General features: G+C 34.4%; 8 protein-coding genes and 1 other annotated feature. All 8 genes read left to right on the top strand.

Features of this window, described 5'->3' with window-relative positions; translation table 11 throughout:
* The first annotated feature begins 13 nt into the window (after positions 1-13).
* Positions 14-1084, top strand: coding sequence for a CDP-glucose 4,6-dehydratase (rfbG, locus tag EKH84_RS21375; protein WP_127067851.1), 1071 nt, complete (start codon positions 14-16; stop codon positions 1082-1084).
* 61 nt (positions 1085-1145) lie between these two features.
* Positions 1146-1835 carry a methionyl-tRNA formyltransferase gene (locus tag EKH84_RS21370; RefSeq protein WP_127067850.1) on the top strand — a complete coding sequence of 230 codons (690 nt, stop codon included), beginning with the start codon at positions 1146-1148 and terminating at the stop codon, positions 1833-1835.
* Positions 1836-1837: 2 nt separating this feature from the next.
* Complete coding sequence (locus EKH84_RS21365) at positions 1838-2512, top strand: PIG-L deacetylase family protein (RefSeq protein WP_127067849.1); 675 nt, start codon at positions 1838-1840, stop codon at positions 2510-2512.
* Positions 2513-2557: 45 nt separating this feature from the next.
* Positions 2558-4855 carry a glycosyltransferase gene (locus EKH84_RS21360; RefSeq protein WP_127067848.1) on the top strand — a complete coding sequence of 766 codons (2298 nt, stop codon included), beginning with the start codon at positions 2558-2560 and terminating at the stop codon, positions 4853-4855.
* A gap of 433 nt (positions 4856-5288) precedes the next feature.
* Positions 5289-5428: a sequence feature (ribosomal protein L10 leader region), on the top strand.
* Between the two features lie 18 nt (positions 5429-5446).
* The gene (gene rplJ, locus EKH84_RS21355; protein WP_013658518.1) at positions 5447-5932 is read left to right on the top strand and encodes a 50S ribosomal protein L10; all 486 of its coding nucleotides are present in this window, start codon (positions 5447-5449) and stop codon (positions 5930-5932) included.
* 56 nt (positions 5933-5988) lie between these two features.
* A complete protein-coding gene (gene rplL, locus EKH84_RS21350; RefSeq protein ID WP_013658517.1) occupies positions 5989-6360 on the top strand; it encodes a 50S ribosomal protein L7/L12 in 372 nt (123 codons plus the stop codon).
* A 384-nt stretch (positions 6361-6744) separates the two neighbouring features.
* Complete coding sequence (gene rpoB / locus EKH84_RS21345) at positions 6745-10596, top strand: DNA-directed RNA polymerase subunit beta (RefSeq protein WP_127067847.1); 3852 nt, start codon at positions 6745-6747, stop codon at positions 10594-10596.
* Positions 10597-10618: 22 nt separating this feature from the next.
* A complete protein-coding gene (gene rpoC, locus EKH84_RS21340) occupies positions 10619-14248 on the top strand; it encodes a DNA-directed RNA polymerase subunit beta' (protein ID WP_127067846.1) in 3630 nt (1209 codons plus the stop codon).
* Positions 14249-14291: the final 43 nt, after the last annotated feature.

Raw genomic sequence — 14291 nt, 5'->3', positions numbered from 1 at the left:
GGTGTGATAATTAATGCAAGGATTTAATAATGTTTATAGGGGAAAGAAGGTTTTGGTAACAGGACATACGGGATTTAAAGGGGCATGGCTTAGTATGTGGCTTAATGAATTAGGTGCTCAAGTAATCGGATACAGTATTGATGAAGGATCACCTGAGGGAAATTTTAAAATGGCTAGTTTGGCTGATAAGGTAGTAGATATTCGTGGTGATATTAGGGATAAGAAAAAATTAGAGGAAGTTTTTAAAAAGTATGAACCAGAATATGTATTTCACCTAGCTGCACAACCTCTTGTTAGAGAATCATACGAAAAACCTATTGATACATATGAAGTTAATTTAATGGGGACGATTAATATACTTGAGTGTATAAGAGCCTCTAGTAACACGAAAGTAGGCATATTTGTTACAACTGATAAATGTTATGAAAATAAAGAACAGCTTTGGGGATATAAAGAAATAGACACATTAGGAGGGTATGATCCTTATAGCTCTTCCAAAGCTGCTTGTGAAATTGCAATTAATTCATGGCGTCAATCTTTTATGAATCCGAATGAATATAGAGAACATCAAAAGGCAATTGCGTCTGTAAGAGCTGGAAACGTGATTGGGGGAGGAGACTGGGCAAAAGATAGGATTGTGCCAGATTGTATAAGAGCAATTGAGCATAATAAGGTAATTAATATCAGGAATCCAAAAGCTTTAAGACCGTGGCAATATGTGTTGGAACCCTTGAGTGGGTATTTATTATTAGGACAAAAACTAACTGAGGATCCTATTAATTATAGTGAAGCATGGAATTTTGGGCCGAATATTGATTCGATGAAGAATGTGTGGGAAATTGCAAGTAAAATAATAGTGAAATATGGTCAGGGAAAATTAAATAATATTTCAAATGCTAGACACTTACACGAAGCAAATATATTAAATTTAGATATTAGTAAGGCTAGGTTTAAATTAAATTGGGCCCCTAAATTAGATATTGATAAAACAATAGAGTTAACAGTGACATGGTATAAAAAATATAAGGTTGCTGAGGTTTATGAAATGTGTATAGAGCAAATCTATCAGTATATAAATATGTAATACTTTTGTTAATTATAATAGGAGGAAAAGTTGTTACTACAACTTAAAATGTCAAAGGAATATGAAGATAATTATTGCTACTATAAAGTCATGGAATATTAGTAACTGTAAATATTTGAAGGATGAATATAAAGATAAACATGAAATAATACTTATTACTCAAAAAAACAATTTAACTTATGCAAAAGTTAAAGAGATAGAGCCAGATTATATTTTTTTCCCACATTGGTCGTGGATGATTCCAGAAGAGATTTATGAAAATTATAATTGTGTAGTATTTCATATAACAGATTTACCCTTTGGGAGGGGAGGAAGTCCGTTACAAAATTTGATAGTTCGAGGAATAGAAAATACAAAAGTATCTGCAATTAGAGTATCCGCAGAGATAGATGCTGGAGAAATTTATTTTAAAGAAGATTTAAACTTAAATGGTACAGCAGAAGAGATTTTTATTAGAGCATCCAAGGTTATATTTAAAAAAATGATACCTTGTTTTTTGAATGAGGAATATATAGAGTGTAAACAACAAACTGGAGAGGTAGTTACTTTTAAAAGAAGAAAAGAAAGTGAAAGTGAAATAAAACAAGAATTTGAATTAGACAAGATTTATGATTACATTAGAATGCTAGATGCAGAGGGTTATCCCAATGCATACATTAAATTTGGAAGATATAAAATCAATTTTTCAAGAGCTACACTTAGACAGGGAAAACTTATAGCGGATGCAGAATTTTTATTGGAGGATGAGTAGACATGAGTAAAATCTTAGTGATTGTAGCACATCCGGATGATGAAATACTAGGGTTAGGAGCTACAATAAAGAAATTTTCACAAGAAGGACATGAGATAAATTGTATTATCTTAGGAGAGGGTATAACTTCTAGAGAAGAAAGAGAGTATGAAAATAAAATTAAAAATTTACACGCAAACACATTTAAAGCAGCAAGGGAAATAGGTTATCAACAAGTTATCTTCTCCAACTTACCAGATAATCGTTTTGATAGAATTGATTTATTGGATATTATTAAAGAAATAGAAAAATACATAGAAATTCTAAAACCAGATATTATTTATACACACCATGAAGGTGATTTAAATATCGATCATAGAAAAACTTATGAGGCAGTATTAACAGCATGTAGGCCTATAGGTGAATACTCTGTTAAAGAAATCTATACTTTTGAAACCCCATCTTCAACGGAATGGAATTTTAGCACACTAGGAACGGAGTTTGTACCAAATGTATTTGTTGATATTAAGCATACATTTCAAGATAAATTAAAAGCGATGTCATATTATACTTCGGAAATAAGAGATTATCCACATCCCAGGTCTTTAGAAGCTTTAGAGATAATAGCAAAAAGATGGGGAACTGTAGTTGGAAAGCATTATGTAGAAGCATTTAAACTTATTCGAAAGATAGATTAGATATTTGTAATATAACAAAATGCAAGTATAAGAGGAAGTGGGAAAGTGATAGAAGTAGAATATTTGTCAAAAGTTGAAGTGATAAGAAAAAAAATAGTACAGGGGCAAGCTCAGCAGGCATTAGATGAACTAGAAGAACTATACAAGATAAAGCCTGTAAGATTAAGGTGGATAGTAGCAAAAGCTGAGGCTATGATTGCATTAGACTATCCTATACAAGAAGTATATGATTTTCTTAATGATAAAAGTTTGGATTTATACGAATATGATGGTCAGCAAGAGTTATTAGATGTATATGAAAAATTAGCAGAAATAAATGGAGATATAGTTGAACAGGAAAAAATAAAGGTTAAGAAAGCAATTATGCAATATATACATTCTGGAGAAGAAAGTCGTATTATTAAAGATTATAATGATATGCTAGATAATACTGCCGAAGCGTTTTTAGAGGATATGGATAATTGCGAGCTACTGAAAAAAATGGCTGATATATATTATATATCTCATGACAGTGTGATGTATTATATATGTATGCTTTTATATCATATGAAAATGGATAAGAATGATATAAGATCTACAGTAGATAAGATGCTAAATTTTGGGTATTTAGATCTAGTACTTATGCAAGGAAAGTGCAGAAAATCTATTGTGGTTATGACATCTAATGAGAGAACTAAGTTGGAAGTGCTCATCAATCTACTTAGTGTTTTCGGTCAAGAAATAGTAATAATAGAAGAACCTATTACATGTGAAATAGAAAGAGATGTAACAATAGAGGAACTAACGCAAGTTAGTATGGATAATATAGAGAAGATAGGAGAGTCCATAAAAATTATTAGGCCTATCGCTACATATATGATGAATAATGCCATGAGTGTCAATACAGATTGTATTTTGAAGGAAATATTCAATACTAGTGGAGATGTATTCAATATTTTTTGTACGCAAGAGATGATGACATGTCTAGAAGAAACAACATTGCTTAAGAAAAATTTACAAATATTAGGGGGAAGTAGCAGTATAAATATCCAGGGGCAAATAGTATTTGGATGGTATGGTAATTATTTAAAATACATTAGTATGCTTTATGATATTGATGCTGAGGAGAAAATAAATAGTGATGCTGAATGTGATTTTTCAATAGTAGTACCTGCTAGAAATTCAGCTAAGGCATTGAAGTATACCCTTATGACATGTTTAAAACAAGACTATGATGGTCATTATGAGATTGTCTTGAGTGATAATTCGACTGCTAACAATAATGAAGTATATGAGCTTTTTTTAGAGTTAAATGATGAGAGAATTAAATATTATAGGACACCATATGATTTACCATTAACTAAAAGTTTTGAGTATGCATTTTTAATGGCTAAAGGAAAATTTATTTTTTCCATTGGTTCAGATGATGCCATTTTGCCATGGGGATTAAGTGTTTTGGAATATGTGTTAAAAGATTTACCCCAACATCAAGTGTTGCAATGGGAAAGAGGTTTTTATGCATGGCCAGGATTCCAGAAAAGCCAAGAGCATCAATTTATTATTCCTAAAAATTATATTAAAAATGATATAAGCATAATGAATATCGGATTAAAAGATTATATAGCAATGCTAGCTAATGATCCAAATAGTATGTATGGACTGCCTATGCTATATATAAATTCAGGGTATCGAAGAGAATATTTAAAAGAATTAATAGCTAGAACAGGGAGATTGTGGGATGGTGCTAGTCAAGACGTCTATATGGGGTTAGTAAATGTTTTAGTAGCTAAGGAAATACCTCTGATAAAATATCCTATTACTATAGCTGGAATGACTAACTTATCCATTGGTGCTAATGAAAGAACAATTAGGGAAGGTAGTGAGGAAAGAGAATATAAGAATGAAGTGAAACAAATGAATAATATAGCAGGATTTTCTAGAGCTAGTATAGAAAAATATATGCCTATGTTAGAAATAGATACAAATTTACTTTATACGAGTCTTTATAGATGCATAGCAAGAGGATTAGTGACAAAAGAAGAGATTGAAAAAATATTTAAAGTAGATAGTATGTTTACTCGTTCTTTTGAAAAGTTAAGAAGAGATGATATTAAATTTGACTATAGACTTCATTTAGCAAAGCAGGCAGCATCTTTATATGGAAGAGAATTTGAGACCTGGTTTAATGAAAATCTATATTCTATGGAAACCGTTCCACAGACTTATAAAGAAGTTATAAGTGATGTGCCACTCTATGCTACAGGTTTTAATAAAGATGGAGGATTAGTTCTGAATGCATCACATTTCAATGTAACTAATATATATGAAGCAAGTGTTTTATTTGCGACTATAATGGGATATTAAATACTATGAATTACTTAAAGTAGCTTAGTCTATGAAGTATTTTGCAATTATATAAATGTGATATGTAGTTTAAAATACTTGTCGTAGCGTGGACTATTGGACAATATCTCTTATGAAAAAGCTAAGCTTTTTAAATTTTGTGCTAGGTTGCTTAATGTTTGATTAGAGTTATTAGGTATTAAGCAACTTATAACGTCATCTAATGCTTGTTTTAGCACATGAGTTTTAAATTCTTTAACATATCGTTTTTTAGTAGCTGTTCAATATAATTATTTTATTATAATTAACATCATTATTCTATGTACTAATAATTTGTCTTACTAACAAATTTATTTATGTGCTAGTAAAAATTTTACGACGATACATACTTCAATAAAATGGAGAATTAAAAATGTTGACAAGCAAGACAAGTAAGTGATAGAATAGGTTTTGTTGATAAATAAATACTGTGCCGCAGACAGTAGGTGTCCCACTGGGACATAACGTATAACAACCTACCGAGGTCTTTATAATAAGGACGGAAGTGTATCGTTTTGCCTGCGGAGATGTGCAAGACGATTTTTTTATGCATTAAAACAAGGAGGTGTAACAATGGCAAAAGTAGAACAAAAACAAGTAGTTGTTAACCAAATTAAAGAAAAACTTAACGGAGCTTCTTCAGTTTTATTAGTAGACTACCGTGGTCTTACAGTAGAACAAGATACTAAACTTCGTAAAGATCTTCGTGAAGCTGGTGTAGAATACAGAGTATTCAAAAACACTATGGTTAACTTTGCTATTGAAGGTACAGAGTTCGCAGAGATTTCTAAAGATCTTGAAGGACCAACAGCTATTGCTATTTCATACGCAGATGCAACAGCAGGTCCAAGAATTCTTGCTAAAGTAGCTAAAGACAATGAAAAATTAGAATTTAAATCAGGTGTTGTAGAAGGCACTTACTATGATGCTAAAGGTATGATGGCTATCGGTAATATCGCTCCTAGAGAAGAATTACTTGGTCGTTTACTTGGAAGCTTCAAATCACCTATGGCAAGCTTTGCACGTGTTATCAAACAAGTTGCAGAAAAAGAAGCATAGGATTAGTACGAAACTTAAAAATATTATATTAATTAAAATTTACGGAGGTGCTTACAATGGCAAAATTATCAATCCAAGAAATTATCGATGCAGTTAAAGAATTAACTATCTTAGAATTAAACGAATTAGTAACAGCTTGTGAAGAAGAATTTGGTGTATCAGCAGCAGCAGGTGTTATGGTTGCAGCAGGTCCAGCAGGTGCAGCAGCAGAAGAAAAAACAGACTTCGATGTTGAATTAACAGAAGCTGGCGCAGAAAAAATCAAAGTTATCAAAGTTGTTCGTGAAATCACAGGTCTTGGCTTAAAAGAAGCTAAAGAAGCTGTAGATGGCGCTCCAAAAGTGCTTAAAGAAGGCGTAGCTAAAGATGAAGCTGAATCAATCAAAGCTAAATTAGAAGAAGTTGGCGCTAAAGTTACATTAAAATAATTAATGTATGAATATAGAAAAGGTAGCTCGAACGAGCTACCTTTTTTGTTACTAAATTGTAAAGGGAATACCCCTTGAAACAAGTATTGGGGGATGATATGCTTAAAATGAGTTGCATCCACCACTATACATGGAAAAATATAAAAAAAACAAAGGGTTGACTAACCCTTTGTTTTGTGATAGCATTATAAAATGCGCTAATATGCTATGTGATATGTAGTTTTTTCCTTATTATAGCATAGTAACTCGCTATTTACAATACATATTCACATTAAAAACTTCTGCTTATCAAGCATTAGGCGTGAATATGTCACATTTTAAACCTATTTCGGAACAATGCATTAACGTGCATTATTTATAAATTTTGCAAGGGGTGAGGAACACATGCAAAAATCTAAAATGCGTCCAGTTAACATGGGCAAACAAATTCGCATGAGCTACGCTAGAACAGAGGATGGAGTATTAGAAATTCCTAATCTTGTGGAGCTTCAACGTTCATCTTATGAATGGTTTTTAAATGAAGGTCTTAAAGAAGTATTTGAAGACATTTCTCCTATTACTGATTTTAATGGTAATCTCATTTTAGAATTTGTTGATTTTTATTTAGACAGCAAACCAAAGTATACAATTGAAGAATGTAGAGAAAGAGATGCTACTTATTGTGCACCTCTTAAAGTAAAAGCTCGTCTTCATAATAAAGAAACAGGCACAAGTGTTGATAGTGAAGTGTTTATGGGTGATTTTCCACTTATGACAGAAAACGCTACCTTCATTATAAATGGTGCAGAACGTGTTATTGTTAGTCAGTTAGTACGTTCACCAGGTATTTATTATGATATTGCTTTTGACAAAACAGGTAAGAAATTATTCTCAGCATCAGTTATTCCAAACCGTGGTGCTTGGCTAGAATATGAAACAGACTCAAATGATATTTTTTATGTACGTGTAGACCGTACACGTAAAGTTCCTATTACAGTGCTTTTACGTTCATTAGGTCTTGGCAGCGATGCAGAAATTATCGAGAAATTTGGTGAAGAGCCTAAGATCCTTGAAACAATTCAAAAGGATACAAGTAAGACATATGAAGAAGGTCTTCTTGAAATGTATAAGCGTATACGTCCAGGTGAACCACCTACAGTAGATAGCGCTGAAACACTCCTTAGAAACATGTTCTTTGATCCAAAACGTTACGACCTTGCAAAAGTAGGACGTTATAAATTTAATAAAAAGCTAGCACTTCGTAATCGTGTAATGGGACTTACACTTGCAGACAATGTTATTGATCCTTTCACAGGTGAGATTGTAGCAAGCGAAGGTGATAAAATCACAGTAGCACTTGCAAATGCTATCCAAAATACAGGTATCGAAGCTATTCATGTTAATGTAGCAAACTCAGACAAGCCTATCAAAATTATCACTAACAGAACAGTAGAACTTAACCATTTTGTTGATGTTAATCCAGAAGAGCTTGGTATTAAAGATACAGTATATTATCCAGTTCTTGAAGAAATTTTAGAACAATATCATGATATAGAAGAAATCAAAGCAGAAATTAAAGCTAGAAAAGCTGATCTTATTCCAAAATGTATCACTTTAGATGATATTTTTGCATCTATTAACTATAATATGCATTTAGAATATGAAATTGGTAATACAGATGATATCGACCACTTAGGTAACAGACGTATCCGTGGTGTAGGCGAATTATTCCAAAACCAATTCCGTATCGGTCTTTCTCGTATGGAAAGAGTAGTTCGTGAAAGAATGACTATTCAAGATCAAGAAGCTGTTAGTCCACAAGCGTTTATAAATATCCGCCCAGTGTCATCAGCTATCAAAGAATTCTTTGGTAGTTCACAATTGTCACAATTCATGGACCATAACAACCCACTTGCCGAACTTACTCATAAAAGAAGATTATCAGCTCTTGGACCAGGTGGTCTTTCTAGAGAGCGTGCAGGCTTCGAAGTTCGTGACGTTCACTACTCTCACTATGGGCGTATGTGTCCTATTGAGACTCCTGAAGGTCCAAACATCGGTCTTATCAACTCACTTGCGACATTCGCTCGTATTAATGAATATGGTTTTATTGAAGCACCATATCGTGTTATTGATAAGTCAGGACCAGAACCAAGACTTACAGATGAAGTTATTTATATTACTGCTGATGAAGAAGAAAAATACACAGTTTGTCAAGCTACAGAACAGTTTGATGAAGAGGGTTACTTCATTAATAAACGTGTAACTGCACGTCATGCAGAAGATATTCTTGATTATGATTATAAGAAAATAGATTTAATGGATGTATCTACAAAACAAATCGTTTCTGTAGCGACTGCATTAATTCCTTTCCTTGAAAACGATGATGCTAACCGTGCCTTAATGGGAGCGAACATGCAACGTCAGGCAGTACCATTAATTGCTACAAACAGTCCAATCGTAGCAACAGGTATGGAATACAAAATTGGTATCGACTCAGGTGCATTAGCTGTAGCTAGAGAAGATGGTATTGTAGACAAATGTACTGCAAAAGAAATTATTGTTAAAGATAATGAGGGTAAAAAGCACTCATATAAATTAGAAAAGTTTGAACGTAGTAATGCTGGTACATGTATTAACCAAAGACCAGTAGTTAACAAAGGAGATATTGTTAAGAAAGGTGATGTCTTAGCTGATGGACCTTCTACTCAAAATGGTGAACTTGCTCTTGGTCAAAATCCACTTATTGGATTCATGACATGGGAAGGTTACAACTATGAGGATGCTATTCTTCTTAGTGAAAGACTTGTTCAAGATGATATTTATACTTCAATTCATATTGAAGAATATGAAGTTGAAGCACGTGATACAAAAGTAGGACCAGAGGAAATCACAAGGGATATTCCAAACGTTGGTGAAGATACGCTTAAAGACCTTGATGAAAGAGGTATTATCCGTATTGGTGCTGAAGTTCGTTCTGGAGATATTTTAGTAGGTCGTGTAACACCTAAAGGTGAAACAGAGCTTACAGCTGAAGAAAGATTACTTCGTGCAATCTTTGGTGAAAAGGTAAGAGAAGTAAGAGATACTTCACTTCGTGTACCTCATGGTGAAGCTGGTATTATCGTAGATGTTAAGATTTTCACTCGTGAAAATGGAGATGAACTTGATCCAGGTGTTAACAAAATGGTTCGTTGTTATATCGCTCAAAAGAGAAAAATCTCTGTAGGGGATAAAATGGCGGGACGTCACGGTAACAAGGGTGTTATCTCGAGAGTACTTCCAGTAGAAGATATGCCATTCCTTCCAAATGGTCGTCCTCTTGATATCGTTCTTAATCCATTAGGGGTACCATCACGTATGAATATCGGTCAGGTACTTGAAGTCCACTTAGGACTTGCAGCTAAAGCCCTTGGCTTTAAAATTGAAACACCAGTATTTAATGGTGCAACAGAGCAAGATATTATGAGTACTCTTGAAATGGCTAACGACTATGTTAACTGGTCATGGGAAGAGTTTGAAGCAAAATGGTCACAAAGAGTTGATGAAAGTGTTATTAAGTATCTTTCTGATAACAGAGATCATAGAGCAGAATGGAAAGGGGTACCACTTGATAGGACTGGTAAAATCCGTTTAAGAGATGGACGTACTGGTGAAGAGTTTGATAACCCTGTAACTGTTGGATACATGCACTACCTTAAACTTCACCATTTAGTTGATGATAAAATGCATGCTCGTTCAACTGGTCCTTATGCAACAATCACACAACAACCACTTGGTGGTAAAGCACAATTCGGTGGACAACGTTTTGGTGAGATGGAGGTTTGGGCACTTGAAGCATATGGTGCTGCATACACACTTCAAGAAATCTTAACAATTAAGTCCGATGACGTGGTAGGCCGTGTTAAAACTTATGAATCTATCGTTAAAGGTGAAAATATACCTGAACCAGGTATCCCAGAATCATTTAAAGTATTACTCAAAGAGCTTCAATCACTTTCACTTGATATTAGAGTATTAACAAGTAATATGACAGAAATTGATATTAAAGAAAGTGTTGATGAAGGTGAAGGCATTGCACCTAACGTTGAAGTATTAGAAGAAATACCAGAAGATGGTTACATTGAAGAAAATATTGATACCGATGGAGAACTTGATGTAGAACCAGATTTATTTGATGATAATATTGAATTAGATTTTGAGCCTGAAGACGACATAATCTTCGAAGAGGATGGATTAGGTGATTTAGATTTATAAAAGTATGAAGGGAGTGCGTAGCATGTCAAACTTGGATCAATCTATCTATTTTGAACAAATTAAGATAGGACTGGCTTCCCCTGAAAAAATCCGCGAGTGGTCACGAGGAGAAGTAAAAAAACCAGAAACAATTAATTACCGTACACAAAGACCGGAAAGAGATGGTCTCTTCTGCGAAAGAATTTTCGGGCCTAGCAAAGACTGGGAATGTCACTGTGGAAAGTATAAGAGAATTAGATACAAAGGCGTTATTTGTGACCGTTGTGGAGTAGAGGTTACAAAAGCTAAAGTTAGACGTGAGAGAATGGGGCATATTGAACTGGCTGCCCCAGTATCTCATATTTGGTACTTTAAAGGTATTCCAAGTAGAATGGGTCTTATCTTAGATATCACTCCAGGTAAACTTGAGAAGATTTTATATTTCGCAGCTTACATTGTACTAGACCCAAAAGATACTGGGCTTGAGTATAAAGAAATCTTAGGCGAAAAAGAATACAGAGAAGCGGAAGAAAAATATGGCCCAGGCTCATTCGTAGCAGAAATGGGTGCTGAAGCTATTAAGAAATTACTTTCTGACATTGATTTAGAAGCAGAAAGTATTGATCTTAAGGCTCAACTTAAAACAACAACAGGTCAAAAGAGAATTCGTGTTATTAAACGTCTTGAAGTTATTGAAGCATTCCGTTTATCAGATAATAAACCTGAATGGATGATTATGGACGTTGTTCCAGTTCTTCCACCTGACCTTAGACCTATGATTCAACTTGATGGTGGACGTTTTGCTACATCTGACCTTAATGACCTCTATAGAAGAGTTATTAACCGTAACAATCGTCTTAAAAGATTACTTGATTTAGGTGCACCTAATATTATTGTAAGAAATGAAAAACGTATGTTACAAGAAGCTGTTGATGCCCTTATTGATAATGGTCGTCGTGGTAAACCAGTAACAGGACCTGGTAACAGACCACTTAAATCACTTTCAGATATGCTTAAAGGTAAATCAGGACGTTTCCGTCAAAATTTACTTGGTAAACGTGTTGACTACTCAGGACGTTCGGTTATCGTAGTTGGACCAAGCCTTAAAATTTATCAATGTGGTCTTCCAAAAGAAATGGCTATTGAGCTTTTCAAACCATTTGTTATGAAGAAATTAGTATCTGATGGTATTGCACACAATATCAAAAATGCTAAGCACATGATTGAAAGATTACAACCACAAGTTTGGGATGTTTTAGAAGAAGTAATCAGAGAACATCCAGTAATGCTTAACCGTGCACCAACACTTCATAGACTTGGTATTCAAGCATTTGAACCAATCTTAGTTGAAGGTCGTGCGATTAAACTTCACCCACTTGTATGTACAGCTTACAACGCTGACTTCGATGGTGACCAAATGGCTGTTCACGTTCCTTTATCAGTTGAAGCACAAGCTGAATGTAGATTCTTACTTTTAGCACCAAACAACCTTCTTAAACCTTCTGATGGAGCACCAGTTGCAGTACCATCACAAGATATGGTTCTTGGGACATACTATTTAACACTTAAAAAAGATGACGAAGAGTATGCTACTGAAGAAGAAGTAGGGGCTCTTACTGACAAAGATGAAGTTGAGAAAGTAACCAAAGAAGATGGCACAGTAGTTTGGGTTAAACGTCAAATTGGTGCGCACAAAATCTTCCATGATGAAAAAGAAGCATTACTTGCTTATGATAATAAAGTTATTACACTTCATGCACCGATTAAAGTAAGACGTACTTTAATGATTAATGGCGAAGAACAAATGGGTCTTACAGATACAACTGCAGGACGTATCATTTTCAACGAAATCGTACCACAAGACCTTGGTTTTGTAGATAGAAGTAAAGAAGAAAACACATTTAAATATGAAGTAGATTTTTTAGTTGGTAAAAAAGAACTTGGTAAATTAATCAAGAAATGTATCAATACACATGGTGCTACTGAGACAGCTATCTTCCTTGATAATGTTAAGGATCTTGGTTACAAGTTCTCTACAAGAGGATCACTTACTGTATCTGTATCAGATATGGTTGTTCCAGAGGAGAAACAAGGCTTCTTAGATGAAGCTCAAGCAGAAGTAGATCATGTAACAAAACTCTTCAGACGTGGTCTTATGACAGATGAAGAACGTTACAATAAAGTTATCCAAGCATGGAATAAGGCTAATGATAAGATTACAAAAGCCCTTCTTGATAATCTTGGTAAATACAATAATATCTACATGATGGCACACTCTGGTGCCCGTGGTTCTACTAACCAGATTAAACAGTTAGCTGGTATGCGTGGTCTGATGGCATCTACATCAGGTCGTACAATCGAGCTTCCTATTAAAGCTAACTTCCGTGAAGGTCTTTCTGTTCTTGAATACTTCATCTCAGCTCATGGTGCGCGTAAAGGTCTTGCCGATACAGCACTTAGAACAGCTGACTCTGGATACCTTACACGTCGTCTTGTTGACGTATCTCAAGACGTTATCATTCGTGAGGAAGATTGTCATGAGCATGCACCAAATGAACCAATCCCAGGTATGTGGGTGTCTGCATACAAAGATGGTGCAGAAGTTATCGAACCACTAAATGAACGTTTAGCTGGTCGTGTAGCAGCTGATGATATTGTTCACCCAGAAACAGGTGAAGTAATTGTACCAGCAAATCAAATGATTAAACCAAACCAAGCTGATTATATCGAAGAAATCGGTATTCAAAAAGTTCGTATCCGTAATGTCCTTAGATGTAAATCTAAGATTGGTGTTTGCGCTAAATGTTACGGTGCCAACATGTCATCTGGTAACCAAGTAAGAATTGGTGAGTCTGTTGGTATTATTGCAGCTCAATCTATCGGTGAACCAGGTACACAGCTTACAATGCGTACTTTCCATACAGGAGGTATTGCTGGAGATGATATCACACAAGGTCTTCCTCGTGTTGAAGAGTTATTTGAAGCACGTAAACCAAAAGGACTTGCAATCATCTCTGAAATTAACGGTGTTGTTACAATTACTGATAACAAGAAAAAGCGTGAAGTTACAGTAACTGATAATGAAACAGGCAATGTAAAATCATATGTAATCCCTTATGGTTCAAGAATTAAAGTACAAGATGATATGTATGTTGAAGCAGGGGATGAACTTACAGAAGGTAGTGTAAATCCACATGATATCCTTAAAGTTAAAGGTATCCTAGGGGTACAACATTACATGATTCAAGAGGTTCAACGTGTATACCGTCTTCAAGGTGTAGATATTAACGATAAGCACATAGAGGTTATCGTTCGCCAAATGCTTAAGAAAATTAAGATTGAGGAAAGTGGAGATACTGGATTACTTCCAGGAAGCTCTATCGATATCTTAGAATTCGAAGAGGTAAATAAAAAAGCAGAAGCAGAAGGTTTAGAGCCAGCAGAAGGTAAAAATGTATTACTTGGTATTACAAAAGCTTCTCTTGCTACTGAAAGCTTCTTATCAGCAGCTTCCTTCCAAGAAACAACTAAAGTTCTTACAGAAGCAGCAATTAAAGGTAAAACTGATCCACTTATCGGTCTTAAAGAAAATGTTATCATTGGTAAACTTATTCCAGCCGGTACAGGTATGGATAGATATCGTAAACTAGATATTGAAATGGTAACAGAATAGATAATAAAATCCCCCTTAAGTTTATTTAAGCTTAAGGGGGATT

This window comes from Cellulosilyticum sp. WCF-2 (assembly GCF_003990395.1).
In the GTDB taxonomy this organism is placed as follows: domain Bacteria; phylum Bacillota; class Clostridia; order Lachnospirales; family Cellulosilyticaceae; genus Cellulosilyticum; species Cellulosilyticum lentocellum.
The sequence above is the reverse complement of the archived record's forward strand: the minus strand, read 5'-3'. Positions and strand labels throughout refer to the sequence as shown.